17 protein-coding genes are annotated in these 19,842 nt (G+C 67.5%); 7 read left to right on the plus strand and 10 right to left on the minus strand.

Annotated features, from left to right (window positions below; all coding sequences use genetic code 11):
* The first annotated feature begins 127 nt into the window (after nucleotides 1-127).
* The gene (ychF, locus tag ATO4_RS02080; RefSeq protein WP_083589708.1) at nucleotides 128-1,231 is read left to right on the plus strand and encodes a redox-regulated ATPase YchF; all 1,104 of its coding nucleotides are present in this window, start codon (nucleotides 128-130) and stop codon (nucleotides 1,229-1,231) included.
* Nucleotides 1,232-1,267: 36 nt separating this feature from the next.
* On the opposite strand, the gene ATO4_RS02085 is transcribed toward ychF, so the two are convergent.
* The gene (locus ATO4_RS02085; RefSeq protein ID WP_083589709.1) at nucleotides 1,268-1,753 is read right to left on the minus strand and encodes an OsmC family protein; all 486 of its coding nucleotides are present in this window, start codon (nucleotides 1,751-1,753) and stop codon (nucleotides 1,268-1,270) included.
* Between the two features lie 133 nt (nucleotides 1,754-1,886).
* Between ATO4_RS02085 and ATO4_RS02090 the strand changes: the two genes are divergently transcribed.
* The gene (locus ATO4_RS02090) at nucleotides 1,887-2,450 is read left to right on the plus strand and encodes a hypothetical protein (RefSeq protein ID WP_083589710.1); all 564 of its coding nucleotides are present in this window, start codon (nucleotides 1,887-1,889) and stop codon (nucleotides 2,448-2,450) included.
* 135 nt (nucleotides 2,451-2,585) lie between these two features.
* Here ATO4_RS02090 and ATO4_RS02095 read toward each other — a convergent pair whose 3' ends face one another.
* On the minus strand, nucleotides 2,586-3,467 hold the full coding sequence (locus tag ATO4_RS02095) for a 5'-nucleotidase, lipoprotein e(P4) family (protein ID WP_083589711.1): 882 nt from the start codon (nucleotides 3,465-3,467) through the stop codon (nucleotides 2,586-2,588).
* 195 nt (nucleotides 3,468-3,662) lie between these two features.
* Between ATO4_RS02095 and ATO4_RS27575 the strand changes: the two genes are divergently transcribed.
* The 3 genes from ATO4_RS27575 (at nucleotide 3,663) to ATO4_RS02105 (ending at nucleotide 5,133) form a co-directional block, all read left to right on the plus strand.
* A complete protein-coding gene (locus tag ATO4_RS27575) occupies nucleotides 3,663-4,118 on the plus strand; it encodes a MaoC family dehydratase (protein WP_176222821.1) in 456 nt (151 codons plus the stop codon).
* Complete coding sequence (locus ATO4_RS27580; protein WP_176222822.1) at nucleotides 4,115-4,585, plus strand: MaoC family dehydratase; 471 nt, start codon at nucleotides 4,115-4,117, stop codon at nucleotides 4,583-4,585. The genes ATO4_RS27575 and ATO4_RS27580 overlap by 4 nt, the downstream gene beginning before the upstream one ends.
* Before the next feature lie 146 nt (nucleotides 4,586-4,731).
* Entirely contained in the window at nucleotides 4,732-5,133 is a 402-nt protein-coding gene (locus ATO4_RS02105) for a hypothetical protein (RefSeq protein WP_083589712.1), read from the plus strand.
* Nucleotides 5,134-5,315: 182 nt separating this feature from the next.
* Here the strand turns inward: ATO4_RS02105 and ATO4_RS02110 are convergent, their stop codons facing one another.
* The 8 genes from ATO4_RS02110 to ATO4_RS02145 form a co-directional block, all read right to left on the minus strand.
* Nucleotides 5,316-6,446: an ATP-dependent RecD-like DNA helicase gene (locus ATO4_RS02110; protein WP_083589713.1), complete on the minus strand. Its 1,131-nt coding sequence runs from the start codon at nucleotides 6,444-6,446 to the stop codon at nucleotides 5,316-5,318.
* Between the two features lie 313 nt (nucleotides 6,447-6,759).
* Nucleotides 6,760-8,799, minus strand: a complete 2,040-nt coding sequence (locus ATO4_RS02115) for a PAS domain-containing sensor histidine kinase (RefSeq protein WP_083589714.1) — start codon at nucleotides 8,797-8,799, stop codon at nucleotides 6,760-6,762.
* A gap of 500 nt (nucleotides 8,800-9,299) precedes the next feature.
* Nucleotides 9,300-9,875, minus strand: a complete 576-nt coding sequence (gene ilvN / locus ATO4_RS02120; RefSeq protein ID WP_083589715.1) for an acetolactate synthase small subunit — start codon at nucleotides 9,873-9,875, stop codon at nucleotides 9,300-9,302.
* 34 nt (nucleotides 9,876-9,909) lie between these two features.
* Nucleotides 9,910-11,700, minus strand: a complete 1,791-nt coding sequence (locus tag ATO4_RS02125) for an acetolactate synthase 3 large subunit (protein ID WP_083589716.1) — start codon at nucleotides 11,698-11,700, stop codon at nucleotides 9,910-9,912.
* A gap of 250 nt (nucleotides 11,701-11,950) precedes the next feature.
* Nucleotides 11,951-12,787 (minus strand): DUF1206 domain-containing protein, encoded by an 837-nt coding sequence (locus tag ATO4_RS02130; protein WP_083589717.1) that lies wholly within the window; start codon nucleotides 12,785-12,787, stop codon nucleotides 11,951-11,953.
* Nucleotides 12,788-12,983: 196 nt separating this feature from the next.
* Nucleotides 12,984-14,462, minus strand: a complete 1,479-nt coding sequence (locus ATO4_RS02135) for a mannitol dehydrogenase family protein (RefSeq protein WP_083589718.1) — start codon at nucleotides 14,460-14,462, stop codon at nucleotides 12,984-12,986.
* A 240-nt stretch (nucleotides 14,463-14,702) separates the two neighbouring features.
* Nucleotides 14,703-16,112, minus strand: coding sequence for a glucuronate isomerase (gene uxaC / locus ATO4_RS02140; RefSeq protein ID WP_083589847.1), 1,410 nt, complete (start codon nucleotides 16,110-16,112; stop codon nucleotides 14,703-14,705).
* Nucleotides 16,113-16,231: 119 nt separating this feature from the next.
* Complete coding sequence (locus tag ATO4_RS02145; protein ID WP_083589719.1) at nucleotides 16,232-17,392, minus strand: aminotransferase class I/II-fold pyridoxal phosphate-dependent enzyme; 1,161 nt, start codon at nucleotides 17,390-17,392, stop codon at nucleotides 16,232-16,234.
* Between the two features lie 153 nt (nucleotides 17,393-17,545).
* On the opposite strand from ATO4_RS02145, the gene ATO4_RS02150 reads away from it, so the two are divergent.
* Together ATO4_RS02150 and ATO4_RS02155 are read left to right on the plus strand one after the other, a co-directional pair.
* Nucleotides 17,546-18,940 (plus strand): M48 family metalloprotease, encoded by a 1,395-nt coding sequence (locus ATO4_RS02150; protein WP_083589720.1) that lies wholly within the window; start codon nucleotides 17,546-17,548, stop codon nucleotides 18,938-18,940.
* 110 nt (nucleotides 18,941-19,050) lie between these two features.
* Nucleotides 19,051-19,818 carry a DsbA family protein gene (locus ATO4_RS02155; RefSeq protein WP_176222823.1) on the plus strand — a complete coding sequence of 256 codons (768 nt, stop codon included), beginning with the start codon at nucleotides 19,051-19,053 and terminating at the stop codon, nucleotides 19,816-19,818.
* The last annotated feature ends 24 nt before the right edge of the window (nucleotides 19,819-19,842 follow it).

Here is a 19,842-nt window from a genome sequence, read left to right on the forward strand (position 1 = left end):
ATCGCATGGCGATGCAAGCTGCATCGGCTGCCCCGTCCCTGTTGACCCATCTCACTTTCCCATCCAAACAGCGCTCAAAGTTCACGGGCCGCACGGCGGTCCCCAAAACTTCCGAAGGATCACCCCCATGGGTTTCAGATGCGGGATCGTCGGCCTGCCGAATGTCGGCAAGTCGACGCTGTTCAACGCCCTCACCAAGACGGCCGCCGCGGCCGCCGCGAATTATCCGTTCTGCACGATCGAGCCGAACACCGGCGACGTGCCGGTGCCGGATCCGCGGCTGAAGGACATCGCCAGGATCGCCAAGTCGGCCGCGATCCTGCCGACGCGCATCACCTTCGTCGACATCGCCGGCCTCGTGCGCGGCGCCTCGAAGGGCGAAGGGCTCGGCAACCAGTTCCTCGCCAATATCCGCGAGGTGGACGCCATCGTCCACGTGCTGCGCTGCTTCGAGGATGACGACATCGTCCATGTCGAGGGCCGGGTCGATCCCGTCGCCGACGCCGAAACGGTCGAGACCGAGCTGATGCTGTCGGATCTCGAAAGCCTCGAGCGCCGCGTCGTTTCCACCCGCAAGAAGGCGACCGGCAAGGACAAGGACGCGATCGCCGTCCTGCCCGTGATGGAGAAGGCGCTCGGCGTCCTCAACGAGGGCAAGCCGGTGCGCGTGCTCCTGTCCGGCATGGACGCCGAGGAGACGCAGCTCTTGCGGGGCCTCAACCTCCTCACCTCCAAGCCCGTTCTCTATGTCTGCAACGTCGCCGAGGCGGACGCGGCGAGCGGAAACGATCATTCCGCGGCGGTCGCCGCCATGGCCGAGAAGCAGGGCGCGAGCTCGGTGATCATCTCCGCCGCCATCGAGAGCGAGATCGCGCAGCTGCCGGAAGAGGAAGTCGGCGACTATCTGGAAGCCATGGGCCTGACCGAGCCGGGCCTCGACCGCCTCATCCGGGCCGGCTACGAACTGCTCGACCTGATCACCTATTTCACCGCCGGGCCGAAGGAGACCCGCGCCTGGACGATCGACAAGGGCACCAAGGCGCCCCAGGCCGCCGGCGTCATCCACACCGACTTCGAGAAGGGCTTCATCCGCGCCCAGACCATCGCCTTTGCCGATTTCGTGGCACTGGGCGGCGAAGTCGGCGCCAAGGAGGCCGGCAAGTCCCGCGACGAGGGCAAGGAATATGTGGTGGCGGACGGCGACATCATGAACTTCAAGTTCAACGTCTGAGGCATAGGGCGAGCCTCGGGGTGTGGCTTCCGAGCGTCAGGTCTCGGCCGGCTCACCCCGGATCTCCGGCTCGCATTCGACCGGAAAGTTCACCGAGCGGGCGATGAAGCACTTGGCATGGGCCTCGTGATGCAGCACCCGCGCCGTCTCGGCATCGCTCGCCGCCGAAACCGTGACGACTGGCCGCAGCACCGCCCGCACGAACGCGCCGCCGCCGTCCGGCGCCTCCTGCATCTCGCCTTCGGAGGCGTCCGCATAGGCGGTGACGACGACGCCCGCCTCGGCGCAGAGATGCAGGTACCAGAGCTGGTGGCAGGCAGACAGCGAGGCGAGCAGCATCTCCTCCGGGTTCCAGCGCGCGGGATCGCCGCGAAAGGCCGGATCGGCCGAGCCCGCGATCGCCGGCTTGCCCTCGCCCGAGATCACATGATCCCTGGAATAGCCCCGATAGGTCGCCGTCCCCTCGCCCCGGTTGCCGGTCCATGCGAGGCTGACGGCGTAGCGGTGGATCCTTGTGGCCATGGCTGCTTGCTCCCGCGACCGGCCCGGTTGTCGATCGACATCCGCCGCGGCCGGTAACCCTTTCTTAAGACTGCCGTCCGCAACGCTTGCGAAGCCGGGCATCGCGATGCTTATAACGGCTATGCACAGGTTATTGCCACATTCCATCGCCACCCGGCGCTCCCACCATCGCACCGCCCGCCTCGCCGTTGCCGCGGCGCTCGCCATTGCCGCATCGACGCTCGTCGCGGCCTCGTCGGCACGGGCGCAGCCGGCGGAAAAATCCGCGGCCCGGCTGGGGATCGAGGATGCCACCACTGAGACGATCGCGACGGCAGGGGCCGACGCCTCGCTGCGCATCGCCGCCCCGCTCGAACCGACCCGCCTGTCGCTGGTCCTTGCCCCGAGCGCCATCGATCCGGACGAGACCGTCTTCATCGACGTCTACATCGAGCCAGCCGGGAGTGAGGCCGGGACGGCGAACCAGAGCACCCCGGATGCCGCCACCCTCGACGCGGGCAATGCCAGCCGCCTCGCCGGCACCGTCGCCTTCACCGTAGCCGATCAGGTCGGCGAGGAGGAGTATTTCGTCGTCAACGTGCCGCAGGGCATGCGCTTCGAGGCCGGCGCGGCGATCGTCACCATCACGCTCGCGGGCGCCGATGCTCCGCTCGAAAACTCCGGCGTCGAGTTGCGCAAGGCGAACCTCCTGCGATAGCCGCGCCGACCTGCGCGAGCCGGAGAGCCGGAGAGCCGGGCCAAAAGCCCCCCGCTGGTCCCGGCCGGCAAGGCAGCCACCCATGGGCTCCAGCCGGCGAGACGCGCCGGCTGGAGCCAACCCCGCACGGGCCCGTCAGTCGACCTTCGGCGTCCATGGCTCCAGGGCATCGACCTTCAACGCCCGCTTCCTCTCGTTCGGCAGCTTGAAATCGTCGCCATAAGCCGATGATTCCCACGAGCCGTAGGCGGGATTGGCCAGCATGAACCAGTCCTCGGCGAAGTGGCTCTGCAGCCTGTCATAGGCCGCCTCGCGCTCCTCCAGCGTGCCCGAGGCGGCGCCGGTGAAGTCGTTGAAATTGTCGCCGAACAGCGCGACGACGCGGTAGTCCTTGGCGACGAAGGCGCGGCGGGAGGTCTTGTCGGAGCCCCAGTCCGGCTTTTCGTCGCGCATCAGGAAGGTGTCGACGTTGCCGCCCATGGGGTAGCCCAGCGCCTCCATGTTGGCGCGGGTCGCCTCCTCCTGGTCGGCCTTGCGGTTGGTAACGTAGAAGATCTTCACGCCCTTCGCGTCGGCGTATTTCAGGTAGTCGAGCGAGCCCGGCACCGGCTTGGCGTCCTTGGCCTTGGTCCATTCATCCCAGGTCTTCGACTGGTAGTCGGCATTCGTGGTGACCAGACCGGATTCGTAGGCCGAGTTGTCGATCACCGTCTCGTCGAGGTCGAGGATCACCGCCGCCGGAAGATCGGCCGCATCGCCCTGGTCGAGGGCGCTGGCCGTGTCGTCGGCGAGGGCTTCGTCGAGGCGGATCCTGCCGAGGGCATAGATGCCCACGGAATTGGCCTTGTACTCCACCGCCCGCTGCATCCAGAGGGCGGCATTGAGGAGATCGTTCGGCGCGGGTGCCGCGGCGTCCTCGCCCGCGGACTTGGCTTCCTGGGCTGATGCCGGCCCAGCGAGAAGGAGAGCAAGGGTCGTCGAAGCGAAGAGGCGGAAGAGGAACGCGGATCGGCGCATGGGAAGCTCCTTGCAGGGTGGCGAGCAGGCTCGGTCGAACCTCATGATTGCAGCGCAAGGCGGGGTTGTGAAGGCGGATGGCGTCTCCCGGCGGACCGTCAGCCCACGGATTTCGCCGGAAGCGGCTCCGCCACCTTCTCCTCCGCCGCGCGAGGGCGTAAACCTCCTTCCCGTCAACGACGAGAGAGACGACGCTTGCGCACGTTCGAAGATTTCACCGAGGGCCGCGAGATCCCGCTCCAGCCGTACACGGCCGATCGCGACGAGATGATCGCCTTTGCCCGGGAGTTCGACCCCCAGCCCTTCCATCTCGACGACGCGGCCGGCGGCGCCAACGAGCTCGTCGGCTCACTGACGGCGTCCGGCTGGCACACCTGCTCGATGCTGATGCGGATGATGGCAGAGGGCTTTCTTCTCGATTCGACCTCCCAGGGCTCGCCCGGCGTCGACTTCGTGAACTGGCGCGCGCCGGTGCGGCCCGGCGACAGGCTGACCGGCACTGCCCGCGTCCTGTCGCGGCGGCTTTCGGCCAAGCGCCCCACCCTCGGCATCGCCAAGATCGGCGTCGCCCTCGAGAACCAGGAGGGCGTGACGGTGCTCGAGAGCGAATACACCCTCCTCCTCCTCACCCGCGAGGGCGCCGCCCGATGAGCTTCTGGGACACCTTCGTCGTCGGCGAGCCGATCCTTCTCGGCTCGCACCTGTTCACCGCGGACGACATCGTCCGCTTCGCCAGGCAGTACGATCCGCAGCCGTTCCATGTCGATCCGGAGGCCGCCAGGGCATCCGTGCTCGGCGGGCTCTGCGCATCCGGCTGGCACACCGCCGCGGCCTGCATGCGTCTCAACGTCGACTATCGGTACGGCCGGCTGAAGGCCTGGATCGAGGCCGGCAACCCGGCCCCGAGGGTCGGCCCATCCCCGGGCTTCAAGAACATGCGCTGGCCGAAACCCGTCTTTGCCGGCGACACGGTCACCTTCACCCAGACCGTCACCGAGAAGCGCATCTCGGACAGCCGCCCCGGCTGGGGCCTCCTGAGTTTCACCACCCTCGGCGTCAATCAGGACGGCGTCAGGGTCTTCGCCTTCGACGGCGTGGCGTTCCAGGGAACCGACTGAGCGCGACCTCGCGGAAACCTGGACGAAACACAACTCGAAATCGCAGTGAAACCTCGCATGGTTAGAGGAGCGACCGCCGAACGGTTCCGATGGCAAGGTTGCCCGGAAGTTTCGTTGATTTCGGCGTCCGTGAGAGATCCAGATCCATGCGCAACATCGACAAGGTGTATGTCGCCACCGGCTTCGGGTGGCTCGTCTTCGCCGCCGGTTTCGGCACGTGGCTCGGCGCCAGCGGCCATTTCAACTTCGCCCAGTCGCATGCCCATATCGGCCTTCTCGGCTTCGTCGCCTCGGTGATCTTCGGCCTCGCGCATCGCGGCTGGCCGCAGCTGCGTGAGCGCACCCTCGCCACCGTCCAGTTCGCGGTCTACGAGGCCGGTACGATCGTCCTCCTCGCCGGCAAGGTCATGGTCGATGCCACCGGCGCGCCGAACCTCCTGCTGATGATCGGATCGCCGATCGTCATTCTCGGCGTGATCCTCTTCCTCTGGCTGTTCCTCGCTTCCCCCGCGACGAAAGCAACGCCGGAGCTGGTGCCTGCGGAGTAATCCCCCATCCCCGCGCCACCAAGAAGAGCCCTGACCGTCCCCCCACGGTCAGGGCTTTTTCGTTGGGAGAGGACTTCGCGGGGAGAGAGGACAGGGCCGCACGAGACGGCATTCCCGACCATCGCCGGCGGCGAACGGTTCGGGCCGGCGGAGTGCGGGACCGCCGGAGTCGCGGCGTGGCCTCAGCGCACGATGGTGAGCTTTTCCGCCGCCCGGGTGATCGCCGTATAGAGCCAGCGCTCGCGGGTGTCGCGAAAGGCGAAGCTCTCGTCGAACAGCATGACGTCGTTCCACTGGGACCCTTGCGCCTTGTGGACGGTCAGCGCGTAGCCGTAGTCGAAGTCGTCGAAGCGCTTCTTCGTCGCCCAGGGCACTTCGGCCTCCGGCTCCTCGAAGGCCTGCTTCAGGAGGCGGATCTTCGCCGCCCCCTGGTCGATGTCGTCGTCGTCGGGCTTGACGATCAGATTGACGCCCGGCTTCGTCGTCTCGCGGGATGCGGTCATCACCTGCCAGAGCGAGCCGTTCAACAGCCCCTTGGGCGGGTCGTTGCGCAGGCACACCAGCTTGTCGCCAGCCATCGGCAGCGGCCCCTCGAAGCCCTTCAGCTCGCGAAGGCGGGCATTGTAGCGCCGCCGGGTGCGATTGGTGCCGACGAGCACCTGGTCGGCGGCGAGCACCCGGTCGGTCTCCACCTCGCGCTTGGAGATCACCTGCGCGTTCTCGCCATAGTCGCCATACATCAGCTCGCGGCCTTCCCGCACGGCGAGCGCCATCTCGATGATGGGATTGTCCCGGGCCTGCCGGTGGATCTCGCTGAGGAGGAAATCCGGCTCCGCCTCGGTGAAGAAGCCGCCGCCCGAGACCGGCGGCAGCTGGCCGGGATCGCCGAGGACGAGGATGGGCGTGCCGAAGGACATCAGATCGCGGCCGAGCGCCTCGTCGACCATCGAGCACTCGTCGACGACGACGAGCTTGGCCTTGGCGACCGGGCTCTGGCGGTTGAGCGAGAAGGTGGGCGAGACGCGCGAGGTGCCGCTGGTCTCGTCGGCGACGGTTTCCTCGCCGCGCGGCCGGTAGATCAGCGAATGCAGCGTGCGGGCCGACTTCGCCCCCTTCGAGCGCAGCACCTGGGCCGCCTTGCCGGTGAATGCGGCGAACTGGACCGCCCCGTCGATGCCTTCGGCGAAGTGCTTGGCCAGCGTCGTCTTACCGGTCCCGGCATAGCCGAACAGGCGGAAGATCGGCTGGTTGCCGTTGTCGAGCCAGTCCGCGACGGCCTTCAGGGCATCGTCCTGCTGCGGCGTGAGTTTCAAGGCCGTGTCTCCCGTGAGGCTTCGGCGCTGCGCCGTGGCTCGCCCATGGCGCCCGCACTCCCCGTCTGCGCGGCCCGTCGGCCGATCGCCTCTGGAGCGAGGCGCCGCCGCAAGGCCGAGGGCGCAACGACATGCGCGGACCGTCCCGCCTGCGGCGGAACAGCCATCGGTCCGATTCGCGATTGGCCCAGATCCTGCGCCATGGTTTCCTTCGGTCGCAGGAATCGCGCGAGCAATCAAGCAGCAGGGAATTCGGGGCGGATCGGACGCTCGCTGCGGATCCACTGCCGCCAGCGGGTCGAGGCTCGGGCGATCAGGCGCCGAATTTGCCCGGTGCGTTCGTTCCGACGAAGGACAGCGGCAGGTTTCTCGCGGCCCCGGGAACGTGCGACCTGGCCGTTTGCTTGGCGGCGACGGCAGCGTCGATGGTCGCCCGGAGATCGCGGATCCCGAACGGCTTCTGCAGACGGGCCGTCGCGACGGATCCAACCTCCGTCCCCACCTCCGCATAGCCCGTCGCAAGGATCACCGGCAGGGACGGCCAGGTGTCGCTGACGCAGCGGGCGAGTTCCATGCCCGTCATCGACGGCATGGCATGATCGGTGATCATCAGATCGACGCCCGCCTCGCCCTCCGCCGCAAGGATGGCCAGTGCGTCACGCGCCGAGATCGCCTCGACGGTCTCGTGACCGAGTTCCGTCAGCATCGCCACGGTGTTCATCAGAACCAGCGCATCGTCGTCGACAACGAGAATGCGCAGCCGTCGTCTGTCAGAGCTTACCACGTCGTCATCCTCGATTTCGTCATCCACGATCGCTCCACGAGCCGGGTCCTTGGCACAGGGCAGCAGCAGGGAAACAGTCGTGCCTTTGCCCGGCGCGCTTTCGATCAACATCTGCCCGTGCGCGGCGTCAATGAAGCTTTGAACCGTCGAGAGGCCCAGTCCGGTTCCCTTTCCCGGTGCCTTGGTCGTGAAAAAAAGGTCTCTGGCCCGGGCAAGCGTCTCCGCATCCATGCCCGTTCCGGTGTCCGAGATGGCGAGCTGGACACAGCGCCAGGCGGCGCCGGCCGCCTGCGCTGGAGCGATGCGCCGGTTGCGCGCCCGGATGTGGATCGTGCCGCCACAGGGCATCGCGTCCCGGGCATTGACGAGAAGGTTCATCAGGGCGAGTTCGAGCTGGTGGGGATCGACCTCGATGGCTGCGAGACGTGGGCTGTACTCCGTCTTGACCGTGACGCCGGGGCCGATCGTCCATGAGAAGAGGTCTTCGAGACCGCTGACAAGATCCGGCAGAGCCACGCTCGCGATGTGCGCCGGCTGCTCGCGGGCGAAGGTCATCATCCTCGCCACCATGTCGGCGCCGCGCCGCGCGCCGATGAGCGCGTTGTCGATGAAGGGGCTGACGTTGCTGCCGGGGTCGAGGCGCCGGCGGCCGATCTCAAGATTGCCGAGGATCGCGCTGAGAAGATTGTTGAAGTCGTGGACCACTCCGCCGGTGAGCTTGCCGATCATCTCGAGCTTCTGGGACTGGAACAGGGCCTGCCGCGTCGCCTCCAGCGCATCTTCCGTCGCCCGCTGGGCCGACATGTCGCGCATGACCACCGCGAAGCCGGCATGGGCGCCGTCTTCGCCGTGAATCATGTCGATGACCTCGCTCACGGCGACCCGCCGGCCGTCGCTGCGCAGGCGCCAGCCGGTCTGTTGCAGCCGGCCGTCGCGGACGGCCGTCTGCAGCATGTCCTCGGGCAGTCCACGCGCGCGCTCGTCCTCGGGAAACAGTCGCGCGAAAGGCATGCCGACGATCTCGTGCCGGGCATAGCCCAGCAATCGCTCCAGATCACCGCCCCAGCTTCCGATTCGCCCCTCGGGATCGAGCATGCAGATCGCCTGGTCGCGAAACCCGTCGATGAGCTGGCGAAAGCGGGCCTCGTTGCGCTCCGAAGCGCCTTCGGCGCTGCGGCGTGTGGTCCGGTCCCGGCAGATCGCGACATAGCCCGCCCTGCCTTCGAGGTCGTCGGCAACCGCCTGGACCGTGACGTGAGCCCAGAATCGCGTCCCGTTCTTGCGACGGCACCAGCCTTCCGACGTATAGCGGCCGTCGAGTTCGATCTCGCGCATCGCGTCGTCGATCGAGGTGTCGGAGCGGTGCTCGCGAAAGAAGAAGTCGAAGAAGTCGAGGCCGAGAACGTCCTCCTCGGCGAACCCCTTCAGCTTTTCCGCTCCGGCGTTCCAGCTTCCGATCATGCCCTGCGCCGTCAGAATGATGATCGCATATTCCGCCATACCGTCGACCAGCCGTCGATAGGTCTGATCGGAAATGCGGTCCCTGGTGAGGCGCAGCTGACTCGACATTCGCCTACGTGATGGCTGGAGCGAAACTCCTGCAGTTGAAACGAAAAGTTCGCGGATTTCCACAGGCGACAATGAAAGTGGCCGCCGAATTCGTGCGACATCTTGTCACCTGCAGAGTTCTGCGGAAACAGGTCGCGGATTTCATTGCAACGCCACATGGCTCCGTGAACGTTATATTTGGTGAAAGTCTGCTGCCGGACAGTCAATGCAGCTGTTGCCTTGGATCGTGCTCCTTCGCCGCCGATCTACGCCCCGGTTCGGCGAGGCGCGCCGCGCGCTGCGACCATTTCGGAACGGCATCGGCACCCGGCGGCAGCGACGAAGATCAGCCCCTGCGCGCTGGAGGCCGGCGATGATCCAGCCAGCAGGTCCGCTCACACCATGCGTGGCCTTGGCCGAAGAGACAGGAACCGGCCGCGAAGAGGGAAGCGCGAGCCGGCACCGTAAGACTGTCGTGCCGGCTCCAACCTGCGCCAGGAGCAGGCTGGAGCCGGGTTTCCTCACATCCCTTCCATGCCCCGCGACAGCGCCGCCACACCCGTGCGGCACACCTCGACGAGGCCGAGCGGCGCCATCAGGCCGACGAACTTGTCGAGCTTCGACGGCCGGCCGGTGATCTCGAAGACGAAATGCTCGATGGAGGAATCGACGACCTTCGCCCGGAAGACGTCGGCCAGCCGCAGCGCCTCCACGCGCTTTTCGCCCTTGCCGGCGACCTTGACGATGGCGAGCTCGCGCTCGATCGGCTGGCTCTCGCCGGTCGAGCCCGCCGTGGACGTCAGGTCGACGACCCGATGCACCGGCACGATGCGGTCGAGCTGGCTCTTCAGCTGCTCGATCACATGGGGCGCCCCGCGGGTGACAACGGTGATGCGCGACAGATGCTTCTCGTGCTCGGTCTCGGAGACCGTCAGGCTCTCGATGTTGTAGCCCCGGCCGGAGAACATGCCGATGACCCGCGCCAGAACCCCCGGCTCGTTGTCGACGAGGATCGCGAGGGTGCGCGCGACCGTCGTCTCCTTCTCGGGCGTGATGAAATAGGCCGAGGCCGGCGGCTGGACGACAGGGTTGGTCATGGGTGTTTCCTGGTCATGTTCTTCTTGCGGCCGGTCAAACCAGCACCCTGTCCTTGGCGTCGATCGCCTTCGCGACGGCCTCGTCGGTCGCCTCTTCCGGCAAAAGGATCTCGTTGTGGGCCTTGCCCGACGGGATCATCGGGAAGCAGTTGGCGAGATTGGCGACCCGGCAGTCGAACAGCACCGGCGCGTCGACCTCCAGCATCTCGGCGATCGCATCGTCGAGATCGCCCGGCTTCTGGCAGCGGATGCCGACCGCGCCATAGGCCTCGGCGAGCTTGACGAAGTCCGGCAGCGCCTCGGTGTAGGAATGCGACAGCCGGTTGCCGTGGAGCAGCTGCTGCCACTGGCGCACCATGCCCATATACTGGTTGTTGAGGATGAAGATCTTGGCGTTGGCCCGGTGCTGCACCGCCGTCGACATCTCCTGCATGTTCATCAGCACCGAGGCGTCGCCGGCGATGCAGACCGACAGCGCATCCGGATGGGCGATCGCCGCGCCGATGGCGGCTGGCAGGCCATAGCCCATGGTGCCGAGGCCGCCCGAGGTCAGCCAGCGGTTCGGCTCCTCGAAGCCGTAGAACTGCGCCGCCCACATCTGGTGCTGGCCGACTTCGGTCGAGACGTAGGTCTCGCGGTGCTTCGTCGCCTCGTAGAGCCGCTGGACCGCGTATTGCGGCATGATGACGTCGTCATGGGGCTTGTAGGCGAGGCAGTTGCGCGCCCTCCACGTGTCGATCTCGTGCCACCACGCGGCCAGCGCCTCGCGGTCGACGCTCGCCCCGACGCGCTTCCACTCGGCGATCAGATCCCTCAGCACATGCGCGACATCGCCGATGACGGGCAGATCGACGCGGACGTTCTTGTTGATCGTGGACGGGTCGATGTCGATGTGGATCTTCTTCGAGCCCGGCGAGAAGGCGTCGAGGCGGCCGGTGATGCGGTCGTCGAACCTTGCGCCGATGCACAGCATGACGTCGCAGCCATGCATGGCGAGATTGGCCTCGTAGGTGCCGTGCATGCCCAGCATGCCCAGCCAGCTCTTGCCGGAGGCCGGATAGGCGCCGAGGCCCATCAGCGTCGAGGTGATCGGAAAGCCGGTCATCTCGATCAGTTCGCGCAGGAGCTTCGAGGCCTCCGGCCCGGAATTGATGACGCCGCCGCCCGAATAGACCATCGGGCGCTTGGCGCCGGCCAGCATCGCGACCGCCGCGGCGACGCGCTCCGCCTCGGGCGACAGGCGCGGGCGGTAGCTCTCATGGGTGCGGCCCGGCGGCGGCGGGGTGTACATGCCGGTCGCGAACTGGACGTCCTTGGGAATGTCGACGACGACCGGGCCGGGACGGCCGGTCCGCGCCACGTGGAACGCCTCGTGCAGGATGCGCGCCAGGTCGTTGACGTCCTTGACCAGCCAGTTGTGCTTGGTGCAGGGGCGCGTGATGCCGACGGTGTCGCATTCCTGGAAGGCGTCCGAGCCGATCAGCGTCGTCGGGACCTGGCCGGAAATGCAGACCAGCGGGATCGAGTCCATCAAGGCGTCCTGCAGCGCCGTGACCGCATTGGTCGCGCCGGGGCCGGAGGTGACCAGCATGACGCCTGTCTTGCCGGTGGAGCGGGCATAGCCTTCGGCCGCGTGGCCGGCGCCCTGCTCGTGGCGCACGAGAACGTGCCGGATCTCCTCCTGCTGGAACAGCTCGTCATAGATCGGCAGCACGGCGCCGCCCGGATAGCCGAAGATGTCGGTCACCCCGTTGTCGACGAGCGCCCGGACGACCATTCCCGCGCCCGTCATCTCCCGTGCTTCACTCTCGGCCCTGATATCCATCGCTTCGGTCTTTCTCGTTTCCGCCCCTGTCCCGGCGGACCATTCCCAGAATTTTCGGCAATAAAAAAGGGCCTCCAGGGGCCCTTTGTCTCGCGCACACGTGGCTATCGCCGGGCGGTCTTCAGACCGCCTCGCGTGTGCGCCATCCTACGAGAATCAGCTTCGTGCTCATGGCGCATAAGCTAGGCGCCGGCCGGGGCGCCGTCAACGGGTTTTTCGCCGTGGCGCCGCGGCGCTGGCCCGAGCGACCTCATCCGACATCGGGAACGTCCGGCATGTTGATCCGCCGGTAGACGGCCTCGGCGATCGAATAGATGCCGAAGGCGATCAATCCGAGACCGGTCAGCGACAGGAACAGCCAGCCGAAGCTCCAGCCGGAGATCTCCTGCAGCGCGGTGTCGAGACCCGGCGTATCGCCGGAACTGTAGCCGGCGGCGCCCGTGACCAGCAGCCCGGCGATGACGACGAAGGTCACGGCCCGGGCGATGAGCCCGAACTGGCAGACCGGCTTCAGGAGCCAGCGGCGATCCTGCGGGATCGCCATGTATTTCTCGAATCCGGCCTTCACCGCCTTGACGATGTGGGCGATGGCGGCGGCCGCCATGCCGGCGGCGATCAGATAGGTCAGCCAGACGCCGTAGCCCTGCTCGTAGGCATAGGCGATGACGCTCTGCTTGCCGCCGCCGCCTCCACCGGAGCCGCCGCTGCCGATCAGCAACGTCGCCGCGAAGACGGCAAGCGCACCATAGGAAAACGCGCTGATGAGCAGGCCGGTCCGCACGAACAGGCCCTTGGCATCGGTTCCGTGATTGTCGACATCCATCAGCACCTGGATGAGGCGCCAGCCGCAGAAGGCGGCAAGGGCGATGACCATCACCGCGAGAAGCAGGGTGCCGAAGCCCGATCCGCCGATCACCTCGATGGCGTCCTCGGTATCCATCGCCTCGCCGGTGGCAAAGGCCGCCCGGAACGAGAAGTAGCCGACGATCAGGAAGACCAGGCCCCTGGCGGCATAGCCGGCGCGTGCCGCCGTCTTCAGCCAGCCTTTGCCATCCTGGGGTGCCATGCCATCGGTCGTGAACGTCATCGGAATCCTTCCCTTTGGCGAGAAGACGCACGGGATGCGGCGCTGGTTCCGTTCGCGCGGCCGAAACGACGCAACCGGCGCGCAGCCGTCGCCGGTCGAAAGGCACAGGAGATTTGCCCCCGACGATGTCCGAGGCCAGGCTTTCACAGCCAATGCGGAGGGCTAGAACCGCCTGCCCGCGTCGCCATCCGCGCCATCACTTCGCGTAGCTTTGCACCGTTGCCGCGGCGCCCTTGTCGAGGAGCGAGGCGAGTGCCCTCGTGACCGGCCCGGCGAAGGCCGGGTCGTGACTGAGATCGCGGCCGAACACTTCGGGCACCCCGAGATAGCCTGCTGCCAGTCGCTCCGGGTCGCGGCCCGCCTCCGCGCCGATCGCCTTCAGCCTCGCGGCCAGCGGATCTCTGACGTCGATGGCCCCGCCTGCCTCGTCGATGCCGGTGACGTAGCGCATCCAGCCGGCGATGCCGAGGGCGAGCCGGTCGATGGGCGCGCCGGCGGCGAGCCGGTCGCGCACCGTGCCGAGAAAGCGCTGGGGCAGTTTCTGCGATCCGTCCATGGCGATCTGCCAGGTCCGGTGCTTCAGCGCCGGATTGTGGAAGCGCTGGATCAGCGCATCGCGATATCCGCCGAGATCGGAGCCGGGCATCTCGAGCGTCGGCATGATCTCCTCGCTCATCATCTCCCGCACGAGCCGCTCATAGGCGGGGTCCGCCATGGCGCGGGAGACCGTCTCGTAGCCGGCGAGATAGCCGAGATAGGCGAGCGTCGAATGGGAGCCGTTGAGCATCCGCAGCTTCATGCGCTCATAGGGCTCGACGTCGGCGACCATTTCGGCGCCGGCGGCTTCGAACCGGGGCCTGCCGGTCGGGAAGCGGTCCTCGATCACCCACTGGGTGAAGGGTTCGGTGACCACGGGCCAGGCATCGCCGAGCCCGAGCGCCGCGTCGATCTCGGCGATGTCCGCCTCGGTCGTCGCCGGCACGATGCGGTCGACCATGGTTCCGGCGACGGCGACGTCGTTCTCGACGAAGCTCGCAAGGGCGTCGTTGAGGAGGCCGGCATATTGCACGATGATCCGGTGGACGGTCGGGCCATTGGCCGGAAGATTGTCGCAGGGCATGACGGTGAAGGGCACGACATTCGCCTCGTGCCGGCGCCTGAGCGCCTCGACCAGGAGGCCCGGCGCCGAGGTCGGCGCGCGGGGATGAGCAAGGTCGGCCACGATGTCCGGATGGGCGGGATTGAGGTTTCCCGTCGCCGGATCGTGGCAGTAGCCCTTCTCCGTGACGGTCAGGGAGACGATGCGGATCGCCGGATCGCACATGGCGGCAAGCAGCGCTTCGGGGTTCTCCGGCGCCACATGGATCGCCTTGATCGAACCGACGACGCGCAGTCCCGTACCCTCGCCCGAGCGGACGGCGACGGTGTAGAGATTGTCTTGGCGAGCGAGCGCGTCGCGCATGTCGGCGCGGCGGAGCGAGGCGCCGACGATGCCCCATTGCGGATCTGAGGCCAGGAGGTCGTCCAGGGTGACCGCCTGGTGGGCCCGGTGAAAGGCGCCGACGCCGAGATGGACGATGCCGGCCGTCACCGCGGCCGGATCATAGGCCGGCCGGCGCACGCCGTCCGGCAGATCGGAGAGGGTCAAAAGGGACAGACGCCTGTCGGAAGTCATGGGCACATGCTCGGCTGCCAGAGGGAGATCGCCGGGACCAGGGTCAACGGCATCATGACGAGAACATCAACGGCAGGACCGGAGGCGCCGGCGACAAGGGGCGTGAGGGGACAGGCGGATCAGGCGCCGGGTCCCGGCCATGCGGAGGGCCACCTGCGCCGTCGCACCGCGCGCCGCCGTGGGAATGCCCATGATCATGCCCCATGCCCTCCTCCCGCAAATCGCGCGGAAACGCCGCCGTCAGAGCCTGTAGGCCTCCTTGGCGAGGCGGTAGGTCAGGTCCCGCGCCACCTCGAACGCCTCCTCCTCCAGGAGGCTGCCGGTCGTCACCAGCCCGGCGAGATAGGCGCAGTCCACCCGGCGCGCGACGTCGTGCCGGGCCGGGATCGAGCAGAAGGCGCGGGTGTCGTCGTTGAAGCCGACGGTGTTGTAGAAGCCGGCCGTCTCGGTCACCGCTTCGCGGAACCGCTTCATCCCCTCGGGCGCATCGAAGAACCACCAGGGCGGCCCGAGCCTGAGGCAAGGATAGACGCCGGCGAGCGGCGCGAGTTCGCGCGAATAGGCCGTCTCGTCGAGTGTGAAAAGGATGAGGGTGAAGCCCGTTTCGAGGCCGCAGACGTCGAGAAGGGGCTTCAGCGCGGCGACGTAGTTCGTCGGCTGCGGAATGTCGAAGCCCTTGTCGCGGCCGAAGGTGGCGAAGATGCGGTCCGAATGGTTGCGGAAGGAGCCGGCATGGATCTGCATGACCATCCCGTCCTCGACCGACAGCTTCGCCATCTCGGTGAGCATCTGGGCGCGGAACAGTTCGCGGTCCGCAGCCGAACCGGCGCCGTCCCTGATCCTGTCGTAGAGCGCCGAGGCTTCGGCGGCGGACAGGTTCGCGGTCCGGGCGGTCGGATGGCCATGGTCGGTGGCGGTCGCCCCGTGCTCGCGGAAGAAGGCGCGGCGTGTGCGATGGGCGTCGATCAGGCCGGCGAAGGTGCCGGTGTCGCAGCCGGAGATCTCACCGAGCTTGCGCAGGTTGTCGGCGAAGCCGGCAACGTCCGGATCGGTCACGGCATCCGGCCGGTAGGTCGTCACCACCCTGCCCGTCCATCCGCTCTCGCGGATCTGCCGGTGAAAGGCGAGGTCGTCGAGGGCGCTCTCGGTGGTCGCGATGACCTCGACGTTGAAGCGCTCATAGAGCGCGCGCGGCCGGAACGCGTCGGTCGTCAGCTTCTCGGCGATCGCATCGTAGGTCGCGTCCGCCGTTGCGGCGGAGAGGCGGACATCGAGGCCGAAGAGATTCTGGAACGTGTCGTCGAGCCACATCCGCGTCGGCGTGCCGCGGAACAGGTGGTAGTTCTCGGCAAAGCGGCGCCAGATCCTGCGCCCGTCGGTCTCGACGCGGGCACCGTCCCCCGAGGATACACCCAGCGCGGCGAGGTCGACGCCTTGCGAGACCAGCATCCGGAAGATGTAGTGGTCGGGCACGACGATGAGATGGGCGGGATCGGGAAACGGCCGGTTCTCGGCGAACCAGCGCGGCTCGGTATGGCCGTGCGGCGAGATGATCGGCAGCGACTTCACGCTGTCATAGAGCGTGCGGGCGAGAGACCGCCCCGCTCCGTCGGCCGGAAACAGCCGATTGTCGTCCAGAAGCGCCACGATCGTCCTCCCATATCCGGCACCGATGGCGAATGGCTGGTATGGTAGTATACGACTGGTGTCAACGTGACGCTTGCGATGTCGAAGCGCCGGACGAACACCGCTCGCCCGGCACAATCCGACTAGCCGGCAACATGATCCTGCATCCGCCCCACCGCCTCTTCGAGCGCAGCGTTGCCGCAGGCATAGGAGATGCGCACGAAGCGCTCGCCGCGGGAGAGGTCGAAGTCGATGCCGGGCGTCATCGCGACGTGGCATTCGGCAAGGATGCGGCGGCAGAAGTCGGATGCGCTCGCCTCGCCGTCGGGGATGCCGGCATAGGCATAGAAGGCGCCGTCGATGGGGGCGATGTCGCGGAAGCCGAGCGCCGGGAGTTCGCGCATCAGGAGATCGCGGTTGCGGACATAGGTCTCGCGCACGCGGTCGAGCTCGGCCGTCGCGTCGAACACCGCCGTCGCCGCCACCTGGGAGAGTTCCGGGGCGGAGATGTAGAGGCTCTGCCCGATCCGCTCGGCGACCCGCACCATTTCGGGCGGCAGCACGATCCAGCCGATCCGCCAGCCGGTCATGCAGTAGTATTTGGAGAAGGAATTGACGACGAAGGGCCGGTCGGAAAAGGCCAGCGCCGTCGCCTCGCCGCCCGAATAGGCGAGCCGGTGATAGATCTCGTCGGAAATGAAGCGGATGCCGTTCCGGTCGCAGAACGCGATCAGCCGCTCCAGCTCCGCGGGCGGCGTCACGGTGCCGGTCGGGTTGGCGGGGCTGGCGACGAGGACGCCGTCGATCGGCTTGTGGCGATGGGCCTCGTCAAGATGCTCCGCCGTCAGGAGGTAGCCGGTCGACACGTCGACGGGGATCTCGACCGGCTCGAGCCCGAGCACCTTGAGGATGTTGCGATAGGCGGGATAGCCGGGAGATGCGAGCGCGATGCGCGCGCCGGCATCGAAGGCGGCGAGAAAGGCGAGGTTGAACCCCGCCGAGGAGCCGGTCGTCACCATGATGCGCGATGCAGGAACCTCGACGCCGTAAGCCTCGCCATAGTGGCGGGCGATGCGCTCGCGCAGGGCCGGCAGCCCGGGCGCGTCGGTATAGGCGATCCGGCCCTTCGCCAGATGGGCGTTCGCCGCCGCGATGGCCTTTTCCGGCGTCGGCGCCTCGGGTTGGCCGACGGCGAGCGAGATCACCGGCGCGCCCCTTGCCCGCATCAGATTGGCTTCCGCAAGCACGTCCATCGCCCGGAACGGCAGGACGTCGGAGCGGCGGGAAGCGAAGAGTTCTGTCATGATCGGGGCGGCTTTCGGAGTTGGGCACGAAGGGCGGGTCGCGCTGCCGGCATTGCAGCGAGCAGGCCGGCCAGCTGACGACAAATTGAACTGGCGTCCTTGCTACGAAATGCCGTTCCGGTCCACTAGCGAATGAGCAAAAGGGGACGGGCCATGCGCAACATCGTCAGCTCCGTGATCGGACGCTTCGCCACTCTTGTCGTCACGGCAAGCCTTGCCTTGTCCGGCTTCGCGGGCGCCTCGCCGGCCTCGGCCCAGGCGCGCGCGAAAAACAGTCTTCCCCTGGTGCGCGACGCGGAGATCGAATCGCTGGTCGGCGACTACGCCCGCCCGCTCCTGAAGGCGGCCGGCCTGTCGCGCGCCGGCGTCCAGACGGTGCTGGTCAACTCCTCGGACTTCAACGCCTTCGTCCTCGGCCGGCGGATCTTCGTCAACACCGGCGCGATCACCATGACCGAGACGCCGAACCAGCTGATCGGCATCCTCGCCCACGAGATCGGCCATCTGGCCGGCGGCCACCAGCAGCGCCTGCGCGAGCGGCTGGAGAGCGCCAAGGTCATGGCGATCGCCGCCGCCCTCCTCGGCGCCGGCGTCGCCATCGGCGGCAGTGCGGCCGGCGTGCGCGGCGCGACCGGCGCCGGGGCCGGCGTCTTTTCCGCCGGCGGTGCGGCGGCCCAGCGCTCGCTCCTCAACTACATGCGCGGCGAGGAATCCGTCGCCGACCGCGCGGCGATCAACTATCTCGCCAAGACCGGCCAATCCGGCCGCGGCCTCGTCGAGACCTTCCAGACCCTCGACCGCAACAGCATGTTTTCCGGCTCCGGCGGCAGGTCCTACCTGTCGTCGCATCCGGCGCCGCGCGACCGTGTGCTGGCGATCGAGGAATCGGCCCGGCGCCTGACGCCCTACGACAAGCAGGACGCCGCCGCCCTCCTCGAGCGCCACGGCCTGGCGCGAGCCAAGATCGCCGCCTATGCCGGCGGCATGAACGACGTGCGGCGGCTGTTCGCCAAGGATCCGCGCAGCCAGCCGGCGCTCTATGGCGACGCCATCGCGACGTTCCTGTCCGGACAACACGCCAGCGCCCTAAAGAAGATGGACGCCCTGATCGCCGCACGGCCGTCCAATCCCTGGTTCCACGAGATGCGCGGCGAGATCCTCCTCGAAGCCGGCCGGGCTCCGGAAGCGGTCGCGGCCTTCAAGCGGGCCGCCAAGCTCGACGGCTCGAATTCCGGGCTGCTGCAGGCGGAGATCGGCCAGGCGCTGGTCATGTCCGGCGGCAAGTCCGATCTCAACCAGGCCATCGAGATGATCCAGGCGGGGCTGCAGAACGATCCGGTGAACGGCGAGGGCTACCGGTATCTGGCCATGGCCTACAGCCGGCTCGGCGACATCGGCAGGGCCGAACTCGCCACCGCCGAGGGGCACTGGAACGTCGGCTCGCTGCAAGAGGCGAAGGTCTTCGCCGCCCGGGCGCAATCCAAACTGAAGCCGGGGACGCCGGCCTTCCGGCGCGCCCAGGACATCCTGTCGACGAAGACCCGGTGACCGGGCCTTCACCAATGGCGGCTAAGCCCGCTCCAGCAAGAACGCCGCGATCGAAGGTGCCGGTGACGATGACCGGACCCATCGCCCGACCGAAAACAAGGAACATCCTGATGGCCCTCAGACGCACCGCCGCAGCCGCGCTCGCCCTGGCCCTTCTCTGCACGACGGGCGCTCCGGCGGTCGCGCAGGACAAGTTCGACGGCGATCAGACCAAGGAAATCGAGGCGATCGTCCGCAACTACCTCGTCACCCATCCGGAGGTGCTGGTCGAGGCGATCAACGCGCTCGAAGCCAAGCGCACGGCCGAAGCCGCAGCCTCCCAGAAGCAGGCCGTCGCCGCGAATGCCGAGGCGATCTTCTCGACGCCCGAGGGGACCGCGCTCGGCAATCCGGAGGGCGACGTCACCGTCGTCGAGTTCTTCGACTACAATTGCGGCTACTGCAAACAAGCGCTCACCGACATGGACGCGCTGCTGAAGAACGATTCGAACGTGCGCTTCATCCTGAAGGAAATCCCGGTCCTCGGGCCGAAGTCGATCGAGGCGTCGCGGGTAAGCCTCGCCTTCCGAAAGCTCAAGCCCGAACTCTACGGCGACTTCCATCGCAAGCTCCTGGCCTCGCGGGGCACGGCGGACGAGAAGCGCGCCATCGCCGTCGCAGCCGAGTTCGGCGTCGACGAAGCGGCCCTGCGCCCCGTGATGGCGTCGGCGGAAGTCGCCGCCGACATCGCCAAAGACAACGAGGTCGCGACGGCCCTCGGCGTCAACGGCACGCCGAGCTACGTCATCGAGGACCAGGTGCTGGCCGGCGCGGTCGGCATCGACAATCTGCAGGCCGCGATCGCGAATGTCCGATCCTGCGGCAGTGCGACGTGCTGAAAACCGCCCGAAAGCTTGAGCCTT

The sequence above is a fragment of the Aurantimonas sp. 22II-16-19i genome, assembly GCF_002088275.1.
Taxonomy (GTDB): Bacteria; Pseudomonadota; Alphaproteobacteria; order Rhizobiales; family Rhizobiaceae; genus Jiella.

Coding starts and splice junctions, on each gene's coding strand:
- ychF (WP_083589708.1), top strand. CDS start 128: ATGGGTTTCAGATGCGGGATCGTCGGCCTGCCGAATGTCGGCAAGTCG.
- ATO4_RS02085 (WP_083589709.1), bottom strand. CDS start 1,753: ATGGCCACAAGGATCCACCGCTACGCCGTCAGCCTCGCATGGACCGGC.
- ATO4_RS02095 (WP_083589711.1), bottom strand. CDS start 3,467: ATGCGCCGATCCGCGTTCCTCTTCCGCCTCTTCGCTTCGACGACCCTT.
- ATO4_RS27580 (WP_176222822.1), top strand. CDS start 4,115: ATGAGCTTCTGGGACACCTTCGTCGTCGGCGAGCCGATCCTTCTCGGC.
- ATO4_RS02105 (WP_083589712.1), top strand. CDS start 4,732: ATGCGCAACATCGACAAGGTGTATGTCGCCACCGGCTTCGGGTGGCTC.
- ATO4_RS02115 (WP_083589714.1), bottom strand. CDS start 8,799: ATGTCGAGTCAGCTGCGCCTCACCAGGGACCGCATTTCCGATCAGACC.
- ilvN (WP_083589715.1), bottom strand. CDS start 9,875: ATGACCAACCCTGTCGTCCAGCCGCCGGCCTCGGCCTATTTCATCACG.
- ATO4_RS02125 (WP_083589716.1), bottom strand. CDS start 11,700: ATGGATATCAGGGCCGAGAGTGAAGCACGGGAGATGACGGGCGCGGGA.
- ATO4_RS02130 (WP_083589717.1), bottom strand. CDS start 12,787: ATGACGTTCACGACCGATGGCATGGCACCCCAGGATGGCAAAGGCTGG.
- ATO4_RS02135 (WP_083589718.1), bottom strand. CDS start 14,462: ATGACTTCCGACAGGCGTCTGTCCCTTTTGACCCTCTCCGATCTGCCG.
- ATO4_RS02145 (WP_083589719.1), bottom strand. CDS start 17,392: ATGACAGAACTCTTCGCTTCCCGCCGCTCCGACGTCCTGCCGTTCCGG.
- ATO4_RS02150 (WP_083589720.1), top strand. CDS start 17,546: ATGCGCAACATCGTCAGCTCCGTGATCGGACGCTTCGCCACTCTTGTC.
- ATO4_RS02155 (WP_176222823.1), top strand. CDS start 19,051: ATGGCCCTCAGACGCACCGCCGCAGCCGCGCTCGCCCTGGCCCTTCTC.